The following is an 18,967-nucleotide window of genomic DNA, read 5'->3' as shown; positions in this document are numbered from 1 at the left end:
GTTTATTCATCTCTTTCCAATGTTTTTAAGAATTGTTTCGTTCTTGGATTTTTCGGGTTATGGAAAATTTCCTTTGGTTCATTTTCTTCAACAATATTACCATCTGCCATAAAAATAACCCGATTGGCTACCTCTTCGGCAAATTTCATTTCGTGAGTCACGATAATCATCGTTGTTTTCTGTTGAGCAATATTTTTTATTACTTGTAGAACTTCAGAGACCCATTCTGGATCAAGCGCTGAAGTTGGTTCGTCAAATAAAATTGCATGCGGGTTCACAGCAAGCGCTCGGGCAATCCCAACACGCTGCTGCTGACCGCCTGATAAGGTAGCAGGATACTGATGAAACTTGTCCTCAAGACCAACCTTGATTAAAAGCTCTTTTCCTATTCTTTCGGCTTCCTGCTTATCCATTTTCTTCGCGACAATCAATGACTCTGTAACATTTTGCAAAGCTGTTTTATTTTTAAAAAGATTATAGTTTTGGAAAACCATGGCCGTTTCCTGCCTGAGCAGATGCGTTTCCTTTCTGCTCATTTTCGTTACATCCACTTTTGTATCGCCAATTTCAATAATGCCTTCATCCGGCATTTCTAATAAATTCAAGCAGCGCAGTAACGTCGATTTCCCCGAGCCAGACGGTCCAATAATCGCTAATACATCGCCACGATTAACATGTAAATCGACGCCATTTAATACGATATTTTCACCGAACCTCTTTTTCAGATTTGTAACAGTTATCATGGTAAAACTCCTTTACGATATATACGGTTTTTCCATTCGTTTTTCAAGCGTCTGCTGGATCAAGGTAAAGATGATAATTAAGAACCAATATAGTAACGCCAATGCTAAATAGGTTTCAAAAAATTTAAGAGATGATGCCGCTAAGATTTTTCCTTGTGCGAATAATTCCACTACCCCTAATGTAAACGCAAGGGATGTTTCTTTAATTAAACCAATAAAAACGTTGCTTGTCGCAGGAATCGCATTACGCGTTGCCTGCGGCAGGACAATTCGGCGAAAGGCTTGAGCTCTTGTCATTCCGACGGATAAACATGCCTCTACTTGTCCTTTATCAACAGAATTTAGGGCTGCACGGAAGATTTCAGCCAGAAAAGCTGCCTGTTTTAAGCTTAATCCCACAATGGCAGCCGTAATGGCCGTCATCGCAGTAAATGCCGGAAAAATCTGCGGTAACCCATAATAGATTAAAAACAATTGTACCAATGTTGGAATGGCACGGAAAAACGAAATATATATCGTCGCTAACTGTTTGAGGACTGGAATATTCGATCTTATAATTAAGGCTAAAATCAAACCGCCGATAATAGCAAATATCATCGATATGACAGCTAGAAACAGCGTAAGAGGTATGAATGATAAAAGCTCTGGGATAATTTCGACTAAATAGCCGAAATCTAGTTTAAATTCCATGTTATACCTCCAGATTATTGCTTAACTGTGATGTCTTCACCAGAGAAATATTTCTTTGATAATTCTGTTAACGTTCCATCTTCACGTAATTTTTGAATTTCAGTATCAAACTCTTTACTTAATTTCTCGCCTTCTTCCGTCTTCACAAAAGGAAAAGCAATATCTTCATATACAAATGGGTCGCCAACAAATTTCAATGGCAGGTCGCCTTTAGCAATTTCAGCAATTAAGGAAGATTTAGAGTTTACATATCCATCTACACGTTTGTTAATCGCGTCATTCATAGCTCCATCACGTGTTTCATACGTTTTTGGAATAATTTCAGGGTCAAAATTTTGTAAGTTTTTAACATTGTTAGAACCTAGAACACCGGAAACCGTTTTTCCTTTTAAATCTTCTAAACTATCATAATCGTTGTCTTTATGTGTAACAATTGTAGCCCCTGCATATGCGTAAGGCTCAGAGAAGTTGTATTTTTCTTTTCTTTCTGCTGTTACTGCAACAAAGTTCGCAACTGTGTTAATTTTACCTGTTTCCAACTGACCCATTAATCCTGCAAAGTCAGATTTTACCCATTCCACTTCATAGCCAAGGTTTGCTGCAACTTTTTCGAACACTTCTACGTCAAATCCAATTAACTTACCATCTTCTTCATAACCGTTTGGATAGCTTTGTGCTGTTGAACCTGCACGAATTACCTTTTTTTCTTCACTTTTTTCACTATTTCCATTATCTTTTGATTGTTCATTTGTACCGCCGCAAGCAGCTAAAAATAATAAAAGTGCGATACTAATAATTAATGCGATTTTTTTCTTCATCATGTTCCCTACCTTTTTTTATATGTTTTTGATAATAACAATTTTTCTAAATAAACGGTGGTGTGCCCTTTTCCTAAATCTGCCTCGCCAACCTCTTTATACCCGCGCTTAAGATACATTTCAGCAAGCCAAGGGTGTTCTTTTGCAGTCCCAAGCGTTACAGACGGACAATGAAGTTTATCTCTTAAAAAATCATACTCGACAAAATCTAATATTTTTGTAGCATACCCTTTTCTCTTAAATTCAGGAGACACCGCCACCCACCAAATATGTGGAACTTCATATGGTCCATGATGGGTACCCCATGGCATCCGTATAGAAGCAGTCGCCACCATTTCGTCCCCGTCTTTCATATAAAAACAAATATTTTCATTAATATTTCTTTTTACCAATTCCTCATCTGCAGTTGCAGCAGCAAAATGAATTCCCAATTCACGGATAGAAGCATACCCTCGTAAGGATAAATCGATTAATGCAGGGATATCCTCATTTGTCGCTTGATGGAAGGTCACATTACTCACTTAGATTTCCTCCATTTTTGATTGAAGAAATGACCTCGTCGACTTTTTGGCTTGCTAGCCCAATATACTGGCCTGGGTCTAAAAGTTGATTAATTTGCTCCTCAGAAAGGACTGAACTTACCTTTTCATTTTGAATAAGAAGTGTTTTAAATGGAATTTTTTGTTCCGTCGATTCCATTGCGATTTCATAAACAAGGTGATGTGCTGATTGTTTTCCTACTTTTTCAGATAAAGCAAACATGACACGTTCTGAAAGGACAAGTCCACCTTGAAGTTCCAGGTTTCTCATCATATTTTCAGGTTTTACTACAAGCCCTTGTAGAACTGTTATGGTACTTTTTAGTTGTGACGATAAATATAAACAAATTTCAGGTAAAGCGATCCATTCACTTCTCCAGCTCATCGCATCTCTTTCATGTTCCATCATTAAGGATTCATGCAGCAAAGCAACACTATGAAGAATTGGTCTAGTTAGACTTGCAATACCTTCAAAAATAGCAGGATTTCGCTTATGCGGCATTGTTGTCGAACCAACATTCCCTGCAGCAAATGGTTCTTCTACTTCATCAATCTCTGTACGCATTAAATTATAGAATTCATTCCCCAATTTACCGAGTGAACCACTGATTAATCCAAGCACAGAACCGTACTCTGAAATTCGGTCTCGAGAAGAATGCCAACAGATATCAGGGGTATCCAGCTCTAAAAGTTCCAACGCTCGCGCTTCAACTTTTGGACCGATACCTCCTAGAGCTGCATATGTACCAACACCGCCAGCAAGAACCCCGGTTAGTACCCGCTCTTCGGCAGCCTTTAATCTTTCTAAATGACGTTCAAACTCACTTAATACAACTGCAAGCTTAAAGCCAAACGTTGTCGGTAATCCTTGCATTCCGTGTGTTCTACCTGGCATTGGCGTTTCCTTATACTTGGAGGCCAAACCAATTAAGAGCTCTGCTACCTTCCTAGTATCGCGCTTAAGAATCTCATTTGCTTCTTTCAGTTGGAGAATAGTACCTGTATCGGTAACATCTTGTGTGGTTACGCCATAATGAACATATTCGCCGTATTCTCCTGACAATGATTGCAGATGATTGACCGTCGCCATTAAAGAATGTTTTAATTTAGCCGCCTCAGTTGCAATTTTCTCAATATCAAAGTTTTCTATTTTAGCAGCGTCTTTAATCGCTCTTCCAGCCTGTTCTGGAATAACTCCAAGTTCGCTCTCCGCTAAGGCTAACGCTGCTTCAACATCAAGGATTTTTTGCAATCTATTTTCATCATTCCAAACAGAGCGCATTTCTTCCGTACTAAAGTTATTTTGCAGCATTCTTAAATCTAAAACATGAGAACCCAATTATGCCCACCCCTTCAAAGAAAATTTAAAAATCATTGGAATTTTCTCTAAAAATATAAAAACCTATAGTTTTACTATGAATAAGAAGTATTTTAACATAATTAGTCTTTCTATTAAACAAATTAAATCAAAAAATGATAGATTCCGACATTGCCAAAAAAATCCAGACAATTGAAAAAGGTAAAATGCTAAGAAGGCTGTAAATGATCTGTTCATCATTTACAGCCTTCTGCTGATTTTAGTCCTCCACTGCTGCTATTTTCTTTCGTCTAGCTAATACAGTGATTCCAAGTCCCATTACTCCAAATAGTCCGATTAACGAACCTGCAAACAATGGTTTGTTCTCATAAAACTTCACTAAAGCCGTTTTCTCGGCAATCTCAAACGGAATGTCTATAGTCGTTTCATTTCCCGCATCATCCACTGCTGTAACTTCTACCTTATAGGAATTGATTTCTGAGAAAGTAGATGTAAAGACGGTCGCACCATTCTCACCAGCTGATTGTTCAAAGTGGTGAACCTTGCCATTTACCAGAATGGATTTAATGTCATCCTTTGGATTATCAAGGCTTATTGTTGCTTTAACAGCCTCATAGTATTGCTCATTCTGCTTAATTCCATCATAAATAATCTTCGGAGCTTTTTTATCTATAACAAACTCAACACTTAATTGCTTAATATTTCCGGCTTTATCCTTTACCTCGAAAAACAAAACATGCTTACCTTCAGAAGTAATCGGATCGCCAAGTTTATATTCCTTGCCGTCCAAGGTTAGGGCAATGATATCATATTCGTTCAAATCCTCAATCAACAACTCCGGAATTACATCCTTATTAAAATACTTATTCGAAACAGGTTCTTTAAACTTGATGACTGGTGACGTTTTATCAATTGTAAAAACGATGGTTCTCGTACTAACATTGTTCGCTAAATCTGTCACGATTGCTTTGAGAACATAGTCTTTTTCCAATTCTAGTTTCGTTCCGTTTTTGTAAGGAGCACCATTCAACGTTACAGAAGTTCTGCTTGGATCTAAATGAATGTCTGAATACGTAATATTTGGCACCACATTCTCATTAAAAAATCCATCAAGTATACCGGAAATTGATAATGCCGGCTTTGTTGTATCGACAGTAAACTTAATTTCCAACGTTGTTTCATTACCCGCTTTATCTCGAGCTAATACATGAAAGTGGTAAGCCATTTCCTTCGATGCAGTCGGAGCCGTTCTGCCTGTATTTGTACCGTTTAATGCAACAGAAACGATCGAATCATCTTTCTGATCAAGAGCAAATTCCGGTGTGAAGATTTCGTTTATATATTCACCGTCCTTGATTACTCTGTTTTGTCCTTGAAATTTAGGGGTGATGACTGGCTTTGTTTTATCAATCGTGAAGCTCACTTGCTGTGAGAAACTATTTCCAGCTTTATCGGCAGCTTCTACCAAGACTTGATAGTCTCCTTCTTCACTAAAATTGTGATAAAGCGATGCCGTATTATTGCTGATAGAGAAGCTGCCGGCATTATATCGGGCACCATCTCTTGTAACCGTTATTTTGTTCATGTCTAAGTTCACGTCGCGAATCGCTACACTTACTTTCTTATCCACATTATAAAAGGCATCCTGATCCACACCCGTTATTTCTATAGTAGGTTTTGATTTATCAATCGTAAATGTGCGGTTTACCTCAACAGGTCCATTGCCAGCTTTATCAGTTGATTTAACCAAGATATCGTACAATCCATCTTCGGAAAAATTATGACTAATGGAGGAAAGCTGTTTTTGGTACGTGATGAAAGAACCCAAATCATATCGCTTGTTATCTTTTGTTACCACCAATTCAACATTATTTGTTGAAAAATTCTTCTCATTTACGGATACTGTTACGTTTTTGTCTGTAGGGTTAAAGGAATGATTGTCCACACCTTCGACTTTTACAACCGGCTTCGTTGAATCAATAATAAAACTTATCGGTCCATGGACGCTTTTTCGCTTCGCTTTATCAGTTGTTTCCAACGTCACTGTATAATTTCCTTCTTCTTTAAACGTATAGCTTAGTGCACCTTCTGTTTGATAACTTAATGCAATATCACCAATGCTATAAGGCACCCCATCTTTTAACACATTCAGCTTCGTATTAGATATGTCGATATTCGTATCCTTGACCCAAAAAGCCGCTGACGTACTTTGGTAATGCTGACCATTCTCAATACCATCGGTTGCTATTATCGGATTGATCGTATCAATCGTAAACGTTACGGATTTTTCATCAGCAGTGTTGCCAGCTGCATCTTCCGCAATCACCTTGATGAAATACTCATAGTCATCTTTAAATTGATAGGAAAGACTAGATATTTCAGCAAAGTTTCTCCACTCACCGATCCATACCGTTTTACTTTCATTCGTAACAGTATTTTTTTCTATTACTTCATACTGGACATTGTTGTTAGCAAAATTATGTTCATTGACTACGATTGAAACATTTTTGCCCTCTGCGTGATAGGAGTGATTCTTCACCTGTTCGCTAGTGTTCTCGTCGATAATCTCGATTACTGGTTTAATCGTATCGACGGTGAACGATAATTCCATGTCGGAGGCTTTGTTTCCAGCCTTATCTTCTGCAGACACTTTTATGCGATAATCTCCATCTTCAGTAAAGTCTAATGCAAGTTTAGATTGCTCATCTGTATTCACAAACGTTTCTTCTTTTTCACTTTCATCTTTCTGAACTGTAACCGTTACCTTATTTGTTTCATAATAGTATTCATTAACCCCGATGACAACCCCACCGCCTTTAACAAAGGCACCTTCATTAATCCCGGTGATATCAACCATTGGTGCAGTTCTATCAATGGTAAACGTTACGGTTTTCGAGCTCACTTTTCCGAATCTGTCCTCTGCCGTTACTTTAAGCTGATACACGCCTTCATCTCGGAAAGTAAGGTTCATTTCCCCTTTATACAGCCACTTCAAATAATCATAGATGTCCCAGCTGCCTGGTTTGAGTTCGGTCATCTGATCACCATTAGTTCTTGTCATTTCAAGGGTTGTTTTGTTTTTATCAAACGTGAAATCATTGACGATTACTGTTACATCCACCGTTTCACTGTTATAGTGTTCCTGATGGTTAACCCCTTTAAATTGAATATCTGGTTTGCCGGTATCAATCGTAATGGTTTTTGTCAGAACATTTTCATTACCCGCTTTATCGGTAGATTCTACTTTAATTTCATAGACTCCGTCATCTTTAAATAAATGTTCCGCTGCAACTGTGTCACCGTCACGAATGAATGGGTTGATTCCATACTCTTCACCATTCTTCCTAACCGTTAGGTTGTAAGCATCATGGTGCTTGTCGGTTACCATTATTTTTACCGTTTTCTCGCCATCCACCACTAGTTCATCTTCTGTCATCATCGTGCCATCTAGGGTAACAACCGATTTTGGGGCTGTATTATCAATGGTAAAAGAAACTGATTTTGCTGTCGCAGCTTGTTTTAGTTTATCTGTTGAAGTAAGGGTAAGCTTATATTTCCCTTCAGCTGTAAAGGTATGTTTTGCCTCTGCTCTTGAGTCTGATACGCCGCTCAACTGAATCGATTCTGGATAAGCAGCCCCATCTTTCTCGACTTTTAACGTTGTTTGCGTTAAATCAAGGGTTAAATCTTCTACGGATACTGTTACTTCCTTTTTATTTTTATCCGAGTTGTAAAATTCCCCTGTATTTACCCCAGTGATATCAAGTGTTGGCGCAGACTTATCGATTATAAATGTTAGTTTTTTAACTGCGGTATTCTGAGCCCTATCGGTGGCGCTTAATTCAAGTACATAAACACCTTCCTCGGTAAAAGAATATTTTTTGTAAGCTTCTTCACCCTTATAGGTTGTTACTCGGTTTCCTGCCGTTATTTTAAGCTCGGTTTTACTATTATCGACATTCGCATCAATCACACTGATTTGAGCATCTTTAGGTTCCTTGTATTCACCTTGGTCAATGACACCGTTAATGGCTAGGACCGGTGCTGTTTGATCAATCGTAAAACTTGTGATCCCTAACTGATGTCCAGGATCAATATTTTGCCGATCTTTTACCGTAACACTTACCTTGTAGTTACCATCCTCTGTCAGGGAAAGGACAGCATTTTTACCTTTTTTCTCGAAAATTCTCACTTCCGACGTCGTTTCACCATTGATCGTTTTCTCAATCACTGCTGTTGCGTCATAGATAAGAATGTCGCTTTCCACTTCCAGTTCAACATTTTTATAAAAACCACTGTCGTTTTTATCCTTTATCGTTAATCGCGGACCTTGTTTCACGATACCAAACGTGACTTTTGTGGAATCACTTTTATTTCCGGCTTTATCAGCGGCAGCAATCGTTACTTCATAAAATCCGGTATTATCGAAAGTTAGGAACGTTTCATTTTCTTTCCAGACAGGTGCCTGTGCTGGTTGGTAGGCAATCCCATCTTTTAGAATTGAAACCGTATTGTCTCCAGGAAGAAAATTACTGTCCGTTACTTTTATACCCATTGAGACCGGCTTGTTAGTAAACCCTCCGTCTTGAAAACTTCCATTTTCGAACCAAGGTGTAATCGTCACTACAGGCTTAACAGCATCTCGATTTATGGTAAATGTGTTGGTTGAAACTGGAATATTCCATGAATTACCTTCAGCAAATTTCACTGTTACATGTAGGCTGCCCTCGGGACTATCAGGCTGCATTGGGATTGAAACCAAATATTCCCCTAAAAAACCTAACTCAGGGTCCTTCATTTCTTCCATGGTTATTGGGACCTTACCGCCTTGGTAATCAGCCATAACTGTAAACGGTACCTTCCCCTCCGTAACACTATCACCCTGACTGTTATTCTCAAAATCTTCCTTTAAATCTACCTTGAAGGTAACACTATCTTTATTGGTCATCCACTCTGGCTGATCCATTGATTCCATGTCCCATTTTTCCTCATTAAAGACAATATATCGCTTTGCCCCATCAAGTGAAAATGCATTTGTGCTAAATATAAACACTGAAATTAGCAAAAGAATGACCGTTAATGTCCAGATTACCTTCTTTTTACTTTTGTATCTTTTAGCTATCCTCTCTGCCATTCTACTACACTCCCCTTAGATAATCGTGGTGGAATGAACAACGATTACATCAACTTCTTTTTTGAAAAAATCTTCTTTCTCTAGTAATAATGAAGTTTCCTCTGCCTCCTCCGATAAAACCGTTGTTTCATCAAGGTCGGCTGTTAACAAAGTGGTTTCTTCGATATCTTCATCACCTAGTAAGGCTGTTTCCTCTAGCCTATTGTCCATAAGTTCGGTTTCTTGACTAGCTGCAGCCTCCCCAGCATATTGCTTCTTTAACATAATTTCCTTTGTCAGCCGCTTTTCATTTGATTTATCTTGGGCTTTTCGCTTTTTATGTAATCTTTTCCGAAGGCTTATACCGGTTAAATCCTCGACCACTTGGGCAATACCCATTTTGACGTAGAGGATAATTGAAATAATTAAGGTTATCAGTGCACCGGCCATTCCTCCGTAAAGCATAATTTGGTACTCCATTTTCCAGCTCCTTTCTAGTTAATACTTAAGCTATCAAACCTCCTTTTTAGCTTTTTGAAGGCTTCATCCTCACCTGATTGATCTAGTGCGCTTGCTTGTTCATAAACCAGCTTTGCGGCTTGATAATTTCGACTGGACTCCTCTTTACTTTGTTCGATATCTAACAATAAATTTCCAAGCTTCACATAGGCATCCGTACTTTTTGGAAACCTTTTTATCGCTTTTTGGAATTGCTCACCCGCGCGGGCATGCTCACCCATTTCTTGATAAATGACCCCAATTTTCACTACGATTTCTTCTTCATTACTAGCATTTAATTCTATAAGGTTTTGATAATGCTCGATTGCCTGCTCGTAGTCTTCCCTTGCGGTCACTTTATCCTTTGAATTTACACCTCTGCTATAGAAGGCTTGGGCTAATTTTTGTTCAAAATCCAATTCATACTTGATTAATAAGTTCTCATTTTCGAGTAATCGTAGAACCTCGTAGGCTTTTTCAACAATTTCAATTGCTTTGGTATTGGCATCGGTTATTTGCCCTTTATACGAGATGTATATATTTGCTAAAGAATTATAGTTATCAATTTTCTTTCGTCCATTTGGCAGCCGATCATTGAACGTTTCAAATTCAAGTAGATTTTCGGAGAACTTCTTATAGTCAATATTCATTGAAATCATCGTTGTCGCTAATGCTTCATAATACTGCGCATCTGGAATTACCTCTGGATCGACTTGATTGAAATGCTTTAACGCCTCCGAGTAGTTATGTTTGATATCAAAATACGTCATCCCCATTTTAAATCGGACCTCATTATTCTCATGGATATCTCCATACTCATCCTCAATATAGGCTTCTATTTTCGCTAACCCCGTATCAGTTTCATTTCGATTACTATATAAATCTAGTAAATTGATATAGGCTTCAGCTCGGCGATTATCGATGGTTGTGATTGCTTTTTCCAAGGTTTCAATTGCTTTCTTATCGTTGCCATCCATTAAATAAACCGAGCTATCATTCACCAAGCTCATATAATCTTGGAACTGCGTATTTTTCACGCCTTTATATCCAAACACGGTTGTGGTCGTAAAGATGAGACACAAAACAGCAGGTACAAGAAAGATGGATAGCTTCTTGCGCAGCTTCTTTTTATACCCTGCTGTCAGCTTGTTAATATTTTCAAGGTCATAGGATAGTTCACTGCAGCTTTGATAGCGATTGGCTGGCTCTGACTGTGTCGCTTTCATAATAATATGTTCTAGCCCTTCAGGAAGGGCTGGATCCCAATGACGGATTGGTTTAAGCTCAAAGGGCGGCTCATTCAAACTCTTACCGGTGATTAGATGATACAAGGTAACGCCTAAGCTATAGATATCCGTGCGCGCATCCGTCTGCTTGCCGGACATCTGCTCAGGTGCGGCATAAGATTTCGTTCCTAAATTGGTTGTGTCCGTAGAACTCTCGCTCTTGAATTCCCTTGCGATTCCAAAGTCAATCAGCTTAATTTTCCCTTCAGGGGTAAGCATGATATTATCTGGTTTCATATCACGATAAATAATTGGGTAGGGTTTTCTTGTATGTAAGTATTCCAAAACCTCACTTAGCTGCCTTGCCCAGTCAATAACCTGATTCGTCGAAATGGTCTTTTCTCGTTTCAGCTTTTCTTTTAAAGACTCTCCTTCGATATAGTCCATGACCACATAGATATCACCCTCAGATTCGATAATATCGTAGATCTTTGGCAGCGCCCCATGGTCAAGAACTTTGAGCATATTGGCTTCGACAATCAAGCTGTTGATCAGAAGCTCGTTATTGCTAGATGCGCGTTTACGAATGTCCTTTACGACTAATGATTTGTTCAGTCTGTTATCCATTGCTAGATAAACGATACTCATGCCGCCGCGGCCAATTTCCTTTAATATTTCATATCTTTCATCAATTACCGCTCCAATTTCTATCAAGAAAAACGCCCCCGCTAAATTACAAAACTTTTGCTGCTACAACCGAAATATTATCTACTTCTTTCCTAGCCTTTACTAACTCTACTAACTCGACAATTTTGTCCTTCAGCTGCTGATCACTTTTTATCGTTTCTGGACTAAGATTTAGCGCTAACTCTTCCTCGGTTATTTGATGGTAGAATCCGTCGGAACATAACATAAACACCGTGTTTAATTGGACATCACCTGTGGAAAAGCCAACTTCAATTTCTTTTGTTGCCCCAACACATTGCAGCAGCACATTTCGGCGCGGATCTACTTTGGCCTGCTCTTCCGTTATGTTCCCACGGGCTACTTCCCTTCCGACTAACGTTTGATCCTGCGTCAGTTGATGCAGGCTGTTAGAAATGCTGTATGCCCGGCTATCTCCGATATGAGCAATAAAATATTTATTGTGGAAGATCAATAATGCGGTCAGAGTTGTGCCTAATTTCACTTTTGAGGTTTCACCGTAGTGGAGGATTTTCTCATTCAATTGATTAATGCACTTTGTTAATTCTGCATAAATTTCTTCCCCGATGTACTCTGATTGAGAGAGTCTCGGCATTTCCACATCAAACCACTCTGCCATACCTCTAATGACCGTCGCGCTGGCCAGCTCCCCGTGCGACAAGCCGCCCATCCCATCACAAACGATGAAAAGGGCGACTGAGCCTTTCGGGGTTTTCGCTGTCTTTAGTAACAAAGCATCTTGATTGGTATTCTTTTTGATCCCTACATCTGTGTGGTGCGCTGTTAAAAACGCCATGAGGTAACCTCCCTTTTAAAACAACTTAAAAATAAATTCTTGATTGGCAAGCTTTATTCGATCTTCATGTTTAATCTTGGTCTTTTCATTTGAAGACAGTTTGACTCCGTTCACATAGCTGCCATTTCTTGAATGTTTATCAATTAAAAAATATTCGCCGTCAGTGGTAACCAATTCCGCATGAATCCGTCCCACCACTTTACTGTTCAACGTATAATCGACTTGTTCAGGGTCTCTTCCTAATTTAAAAACTTCTTTCGTTACAACAATATTCGTACCGCTTTCTGCATCGATGAGATATGGTTTTGACAAATTTCTATTGTCTACCCCTAACGCCGTGGTACCTTCTTCATACTCTTCCAACTCATTTAATTCCCCTAAAACGGTTGTTCCTTCTTCATCAGTTGCCATTAAGGCACGCGTGATGAAACCTGGACTGTAAAAATTTGAATTTGTTTCTCGTACTTGCTCTTTTCTCTGTTTCCGACCGGTGGAAAACTCAATCAGTTTTTCTTTAAAGTCCTTCAGTTGGAATGCAGGTGTACTTGCTATGTAATTATGAAGCTTGATAAAACACAGCAAATCATCATTTTCATCATAGGTAGTGGAGGCGATTAGTTCTTTAAAGAATTCACCCATTGATACCTTTTCAAAGACATTATCCTTTATGGGAACACACATAAATACTAATCTATTTGAAAAGTGATCAAGAAAAATATGTTTCTTGTCTAGCAAGATGTTTTCGAAATCTACATTGTTTTTTTCTAATTCCGTTAAACTGTCGACGATGTTTAGTAAATGATTCATCAACTGTTCTTTCGTAAGCGTTCCTGAAAAAAGCTTCTCCAAATCCGTTTTCATTTTATCGTCTCCATCTTAGTTTTTTTGCACTACCATGTGTTACGTGCTCTAGAAATGATGTTGTTCCTAACTCTCCTCTAAAAAGAGAGTTAGGAACAATACAACCTGCAGGCTTATTTAAATGCACTCGCGTTGCTGTTGATTGCTGATTCTGTTGAGTTATAGGCATTTACAGTTTGATCTAAGAACTTTGAATAGCTATCAACAATTTCACGGAAATTATCAAACTTTGGTGAAAGTGCATTGAAATTATTACGAATTGTATTGGATGCATCACTATTCCATGAATTCGCTAAAGCATTCATTTCTCTCTTAATTTCATCCAATCTACCCGTTAATTGTTGATTTAGATTACGGATTTGATTGGCCGTACTGCTAACCTCATTCAGAGATATTTTGATTCCTTCTACTGCCATGGTTACCACCTCACATTCATTATGACTCTATTAGTTTGTTAAACGTTTCGCTCCACTAATGACTTCATTTTGTGTTTCACGATACGTGCGTGCACTTACTTTCAAGAATTCAGAGTATTGTTTCATCAAGCTCGTCATCTGATTGAAATCGTCCATAAATCCTTTAATCTGGTTTACGTAAGCCAAGTTATCAGCGCCTTGCCAAGCAGCCTGCATCCCTTCAACCTCGTTGAAAAGGGCTTTATAAACACGCTCATAATCAGCTGATTGCTGGTCAATCTTTGCTGCAGCAGTATCTAGCTTTGCAGGATCAACTGTGATTGTTCTTGCCATTGTTTTCACCTCCTTTAAAGTACGTCAGCAACCAATCTGTTTACAGAATCATCAACTTCGATCCATTTTTCAAGCCAAGTTCCTCAATGGTTTTGTTGATATCAAATACATTTCCAGTAACTCGATCACATAGAATCGTTTGCTCTGTTGCGATGTAATGGCCTTGTGAAAGTTCAGAGATTGTAGTCGACAGCAAATAAACAACTTCATATACAGGACTTTTCAGAGGGATAAAGACATCATAACTATTGTTTGAAGCCGGATTATATACCTCGACTAAAATCTTATGCATATTGTACTGCCTCCTCTTCACTCGCCGCAGTGGTCAGAAGTTTTACTAGTTTTACTTTTCCTTTGTTCACCACATAGCCAAAGTCCTCAGCTAATTCGCCATACATATCATTGGTAATTTTATTAATTTTGAGCGTGTATTGGTCAGCAATCCCATTTCCTACCCAAACACCCTCACTCAGTGATACTTGTTTTTGGAACCAAGGTTCATATGTGTAAGAACTTAGTTTGTCAACGGCGTCGGAAAAGATTATTGTTACGTTCAATCCATTGACTCGTTCTAAAAAGACCTTCAGTTTATCTTTTCCATCATCGGATAGTTGTGCATTCAATTCTGTGAACGAATGGATGATACAGGTAATATTTTCAAACACCGGTTCTGGCTTACCTTCCGCAATTGCATCCTTTGTTGTGTTATTGCGATACACCAATGTCTTAAATAAATAGACAATCATCTCTTCTACCGGCTTTGGACCGGTCACATATTGATAGGTGCGGCCGTTGTCATAAACAAAGCTGCCAGCAGCGTCGATAACGATTACTTCTCTGCTGTCTTTCATCGCGATGACTTCCGCAAGTCCCTGCATGAAAGTGGAGCATTCATCACCAGTATGCGAGGTTACGAGATGAACCGCAGATGCAGTAAAGTCAAGAGTTGCGAGATTCAGTGTGCTCTTCTCAATCCCAATCGGAATTCTGTTTGTCTGATTAAAACGAATTTCATCCTGTAAGTAGTGGATGTCTACTTTATCTGGAAGAATCGGAATTCGTTTCGCCGAATTCTTATTCCATTTCTGCTGATAATCACGGCAATATCCAGTAACAAAGTGATACAAGTCCGATGCGTCTTTTGTAATTTGCGCAATCTGGAATTCGTAAACATTTTCAGTTTTGAAAATTCCTCTACCCTTATTTTTCGAAGGATAGACACCATCCACATTGCCCAACACACCAGAATATTCTGTTGTGTCATTCAACTGCAGGACATACATTTGTTTGAAGTTTTGAAGAAGCCTGTATCGAATCGCACCCGTATTTAATGCTGTAACGATGAAATAAATTCCATATTTCGTTCCTTCTCGTGTCAAAAATGAAATAGCTTCCTCATATTGTTCATACATCTCTGAAAATGCCGAGTAATTGTGAATCATCAGGACGATCGATGGTACCTTTTCGTTTGACTGCTGATTAAAGATTTTGAAGTCTCCTCCATAATTAGAGAATTGCTTCTTTCTTGTTGCAATTTCGCTCGTGAGCATTTTAAAGAGATTATCAATTTTTTCTCCTTCATGTGACAGCATTACATCGCCGACATGTGGAGACTCACGGTACCAGCTTAACGTTTCTGACCCAAAGTCTAGTAAATAGAGATTTACTTCTTCAGGTGTGTGTTCCTCCATCAAGGAATAGATAAGTGAGGTTAAGAAGGTTGTTTTTCCGCTTCCAGCAACCCCATATACAACGGTATTCCCTTCTTGGGATAGTGGGAGCCTTAACACAGCTTGACGTTGATTTGCTGGATCATCAAACTCACCGACTACAGGATTAAGTTCAAACCGCTTCGTGATACTCTCACGATACTTTTCTTTTAATTCATCTAAGTAGATATTAGCCGGGATTGGATCTAACCAAAGCTGTTTTACTTTAATATTTTCCTGCTTTGCAAGATTGGCTAGGTAGTTGGTGACCTCATCAATTTGGCTCACTGGTTTTTTTATCATATTTTTCCGCTTATCGACTCTCGCCGATTTTAACACACGTCCTAAATTATCAATCACCATAATCCCATCATCTTTAGATTTATCTACTTTATCTGCAGGATAATACGGCGCCCCTGCCCATGCGGATTGGCCAAGTTCAAACAGTTCGTTATAGCCAACCTGCAAGTAGAAACGACCCGTTTGCGATAACTCCGCCGCATCCGGCCGTTTGATGACCTCCATACTGTCCGCCTTTTCTTGCACCTTCAGACTGATACGGAATTTACTGTTACTCCAAATTTGGTCATCGACAACCCCCGAAGGCTTCTGCGTCGCTAAAATTAGATGGACACCCAAGCTTCTTCCTATCCGTGCAGCGCTGACCAGTTGGTCCATAAATTCCGGCTGTTGCGTTTTTAACTCAGCAAACTCATCTGATATCATGAATAAATGCTGTAATGGCTCAGAGACAGCACCTTCACGGTATAACTTTTGATATTTATAAATATCAATATTGCTTTCATTCAATACTCTGCTAGTTTCACTAAAAATTGCCTGTCGCCGCTTAAGTTCACTTTGAATACTAATGAGTGAACGTTTGACAGCTGCACCATCAAGGTTGGTAATCGTCCCTGCTAAATGCGGCAGGCTGCGGAATGCATTCGCCATCCCGCCGCCTTTATAATCAATTAAAATAAATGCAACTTCATCTGGATGGTAGTTGACCGCTAACGATAAGATAAAGGTCATAATAAACTCACTCTTACCAGATCCAGTCATACCAGCAATCAATCCATGCGGCCCATGGTATTTTTCATGAAGATCAAGTTTGAACGGCTCTCCTGCCTGGTTGACACCGATCTGCGTTTCGATTGTCTGAGTGGGATTATTTTCCTTCCACCGTGTCGGTGCGTTTAAATGCTCTACTTTTCCAATGCCAAACATTTCTAAAAAAGTGATCATATCAGGAAGTGTGTAGGCCTTCACAGAAGAAGCAAGCTGTATGTTGGCCAACTCTACGGCAATCGGTTCCGCGTCCTGCTGTAAGAAAATATCGGCAGTAAAGTTTTGATACTTACCGGATATATCGTCTTTATCATAAATTTTGCTTGTTTTTTCATTAAGCTCCACCACATTGGTGCATTCTTTCGGCAACATTTCCAAGGTGTCATATAAGGTAATCAAGCTGAAGCTAATGTCTTTCTTTTCTTTTAATAGTAAATTCACCATTTCAGCTTTTCCTGCTAACTCTTTGCTCATTGAAAATACAACATAATGCTGTTTTATCTCTGCTTCATTACTGTCTGCCAGTGCTGCTCGATTGTTTATTTCTTTTTCAAAATAAGCGGAAAGTTCCTTTAGTTCATTCGCATCGGAGGCTATATAGCGGACATTCTTGCTATCATCCCACACATGCGGCAGCCACTTCACGAACCTCCAACACTCTTGTTCTTCTTTATCGTAAATAAAGACAAATTTTAATTCATCATAACTATGTAAGGCAGCTAACTGAAAAATGATCCCTTTAGCAAACTCGACAACGTTTTCCCTTTTTCCAATAATCCCACTTATGCGCTCTTCCATTAGCGATAGGGTGACAGGCACCTGTCTTAAAATTTGAGGAGATTCTACCCATTGATACAACTCATCTTGGAGGTTGTCATCAAGAAGCGTAAATTTCTTTTCAGGGTATTTGATTTCCGCATCTACCGGCAAATCACCGAGACCCACTCTTATTTTGAGAAAATCATTTTGTCCTAGTGTCCGTTCCCATAAGGTACGTTCACGATTGCGAATTCTTTTTAAGCATAGGTAAAGGGGAATATGATTTTCATGCAAAATATCACTCTGATACTTGCATGCGTCCGCAACCGCCTGCTTCATCTCTTCTATGTACTTTTTATATTTTTCCTGCCGTATTTTCTCCTGAGCAATCCGCCTCTTCTTCTCATACCTTTTGGTTAAAATTGGCCAGAGAATCATCCCAATCATCATGCTTAAGGACATGATAAGTGTAGGCATCGCGTACATAATGTCTCCATTCGTCCGCATGACATTTTGGACGGCAAATATTCCTGTAAATAGCGACGCCATCCCCATTGTAATGGACGGACCCAGCAACAGCATTAACGGGGTTTCTTCGGTATTATTTTGCTGCGGTGGCGGATCAATTTTGATTGTCTTTCGCTCAATATCTCGCTTAAACCTCGGTGAACGAAAAAATAAATCATCCTGTTCTTCCTCAATTTGAAATTCATCGAACTCATCATTATCCTGGACATTGGGCTGGCTCGCAACAAACGGTTTAAAAGCATCTCGGTCTAAAAATACTAATTGATGTGGATTATTTAACGAAAGTAATCGCCCATTATAAATAATCCGTAAGCCCATAATTGATATCACGTCGCCAATGGCCAGCGTTTTTTCAATAATTCTTTCACCGTTGACATATGTACCGTTTGAACTGTTATGATCCCGGATTACCGCTAGACCCTTATCGTTATATTCAACGGAACAGTGTGAACTGGATACCAATTTATCGGTAAAACAAATATTGTTATCCTTAGCCCGTCCAATTTTAATGACATCCGCAGTCACCATATGTCTAGTAAACTTATTTCGTCCTTCACTTGCTGGTTCAACATATAAAAGCGCCGATGAATCCCCATCACGGTAGACCGTATACGTCATAAAAGGCTCTACCGGAACTTTTCCAATCTTTTCTCCGGCAGCGCCCTTTAAGTAGGCATATTTATTTGATTTTACATACCACTTACCATTTTCAGCTTCAATTGCCAGCAAATCTATCTGATTTTCAGCTTGATCAACAGTGGTTAAGATATATCTTCCAGTGATTTTTTCCGGCAAAACAAGATTAAATGCTTTACCTCTATCAAACAGCGTTACGATCAAAATAATT

Annotated in this window: 14 protein-coding genes; all 14 read right to left on the bottom strand. The window is 39.0% G+C overall.

The features are described from left to right. Positions 1-2 precede the first annotated feature (2 nt). Positions 3-743 carry an amino acid ABC transporter ATP-binding protein gene (locus BANA01_RS12745; RefSeq protein WP_034675396.1) on the bottom strand — a complete coding sequence of 247 codons (741 nt, stop codon included), beginning with the start codon at positions 741-743 and terminating at the stop codon, positions 3-5. A gap of 12 nt (positions 744-755) precedes the next feature. Beyond that, the gene (locus BANA01_RS12740; RefSeq protein WP_034675393.1) at positions 756-1,433 is read right to left on the bottom strand and encodes an amino acid ABC transporter permease; all 678 of its coding nucleotides are present in this window, start codon (positions 1,431-1,433) and stop codon (positions 756-758) included. A gap of 14 nt (positions 1,434-1,447) precedes the next feature. Further along, positions 1,448-2,254, bottom strand: coding sequence for a transporter substrate-binding domain-containing protein (locus BANA01_RS12735; protein WP_034675391.1), 807 nt, complete (start codon positions 2,252-2,254; stop codon positions 1,448-1,450). A gap of 5 nt (positions 2,255-2,259) precedes the next feature. Further along, entirely contained in the window at positions 2,260-2,772 is a 513-nt protein-coding gene (locus BANA01_RS12730) for a GNAT family N-acetyltransferase (protein WP_411835059.1), read from the bottom strand. Further along, positions 2,765-4,129 carry an adenylosuccinate lyase gene (gene purB / locus BANA01_RS12725; RefSeq protein ID WP_034675386.1) on the bottom strand — a complete coding sequence of 455 codons (1,365 nt, stop codon included), beginning with the start codon at positions 4,127-4,129 and terminating at the stop codon, positions 2,765-2,767. The genes BANA01_RS12730 and purB overlap by 8 nt, the downstream gene beginning before the upstream one ends. Before the next feature lie 238 nt (positions 4,130-4,367). Then, the gene (locus BANA01_RS12720; protein WP_034675383.1) at positions 4,368-9,242 is read right to left on the bottom strand and encodes an Ig-like domain-containing protein; all 4,875 of its coding nucleotides are present in this window, start codon (positions 9,240-9,242) and stop codon (positions 4,368-4,370) included. Between the two features lie 15 nt (positions 9,243-9,257). After that, positions 9,258-9,701: a hypothetical protein gene (locus tag BANA01_RS12715; protein WP_034675381.1), complete on the bottom strand. Its 444-nt coding sequence runs from the start codon at positions 9,699-9,701 to the stop codon at positions 9,258-9,260. A 14-nt stretch (positions 9,702-9,715) separates the two neighbouring features. Next, positions 9,716-11,659 carry a protein kinase domain-containing protein gene (locus BANA01_RS12710; protein WP_034675378.1) on the bottom strand — a complete coding sequence of 648 codons (1,944 nt, stop codon included), beginning with the start codon at positions 11,657-11,659 and terminating at the stop codon, positions 9,716-9,718. A 19-nt stretch (positions 11,660-11,678) separates the two neighbouring features. After that, positions 11,679-12,446, bottom strand: coding sequence for a PP2C family protein-serine/threonine phosphatase (locus BANA01_RS12705; protein WP_034675375.1), 768 nt, complete (start codon positions 12,444-12,446; stop codon positions 11,679-11,681). A gap of 15 nt (positions 12,447-12,461) precedes the next feature. Then, positions 12,462-13,307 (bottom strand): FHA domain-containing protein, encoded by an 846-nt coding sequence (locus tag BANA01_RS12700; RefSeq protein ID WP_052106377.1) that lies wholly within the window; start codon positions 13,305-13,307, stop codon positions 12,462-12,464. A 113-nt stretch (positions 13,308-13,420) separates the two neighbouring features. Then, entirely contained in the window at positions 13,421-13,723 is a 303-nt protein-coding gene (locus tag BANA01_RS12695) for a pore-forming ESAT-6 family protein (protein WP_034675371.1), read from the bottom strand. A gap of 30 nt (positions 13,724-13,753) precedes the next feature. Beyond that, complete coding sequence (locus tag BANA01_RS12690) at positions 13,754-14,056, bottom strand: WXG100 family type VII secretion target (protein ID WP_034675367.1); 303 nt, start codon at positions 14,054-14,056, stop codon at positions 13,754-13,756. Between the two features lie 40 nt (positions 14,057-14,096). After that, positions 14,097-14,348, bottom strand: coding sequence for a ubiquitin family protein (locus BANA01_RS12685; protein ID WP_034675364.1), 252 nt, complete (start codon positions 14,346-14,348; stop codon positions 14,097-14,099). Next, entirely contained in the window at positions 14,341-18,960 is a 4,620-nt protein-coding gene (gene essC / locus BANA01_RS12680; RefSeq protein ID WP_034675361.1) for a type VII secretion protein EssC, read from the bottom strand. The genes BANA01_RS12685 and essC overlap by 8 nt, the downstream gene beginning before the upstream one ends. Positions 18,961-18,967 lie beyond the last annotated feature (7 nt).

The organism is Neobacillus niacini NBRC 15566, from assembly GCF_001591505.1.
Taxonomy (GTDB): Bacteria; Bacillota; Bacilli; order Bacillales; family Cytobacillaceae; genus Neobacillus; species Neobacillus niacini.
This window is presented reverse-complemented; position numbering and strand designations above follow the sequence as displayed.

Bases quoted from the DNA above. Each gene is read 5' to 3' on its own strand.
- BANA01_RS12735 (WP_034675391.1), bottom strand. From the start codon at position 2,254: ATGATGAAGAAAAAAATCGCATTAATTATTAGTATCGCACTTTTATTA.
- BANA01_RS12745 (WP_034675396.1), bottom strand. From the start codon at position 743: ATGATAACTGTTACAAATCTGAAAAAGAGGTTCGGTGAAAATATCGTA.
- BANA01_RS12715 (WP_034675381.1), bottom strand. From the start codon at position 9,701: ATGGAGTACCAAATTATGCTTTACGGAGGAATGGCCGGTGCACTGATA.
- BANA01_RS12740 (WP_034675393.1), bottom strand. From the start codon at position 1,433: ATGGAATTTAAACTAGATTTCGGCTATTTAGTCGAAATTATCCCAGAG.
- BANA01_RS12705 (WP_034675375.1), bottom strand. From the start codon at position 12,446: ATGGCGTTTTTAACAGCGCACCACACAGATGTAGGGATCAAAAAGAAT.
- BANA01_RS12700 (WP_052106377.1), bottom strand. From the start codon at position 13,307: ATGAAAACGGATTTGGAGAAGCTTTTTTCAGGAACGCTTACGAAAGAA.
- BANA01_RS12690 (WP_034675367.1), bottom strand. From the start codon at position 14,056: ATGGCAAGAACAATCACAGTTGATCCTGCAAAGCTAGATACTGCTGCA.
- BANA01_RS12685 (WP_034675364.1), bottom strand. From the start codon at position 14,348: ATGCATAAGATTTTAGTCGAGGTATATAATCCGGCTTCAAACAATAGT.
- BANA01_RS12720 (WP_034675383.1), bottom strand. From the start codon at position 9,242: ATGGCAGAGAGGATAGCTAAAAGATACAAAAGTAAAAAGAAGGTAATC.
- BANA01_RS12695 (WP_034675371.1), bottom strand. From the start codon at position 13,723: ATGGCAGTAGAAGGAATCAAAATATCTCTGAATGAGGTTAGCAGTACG.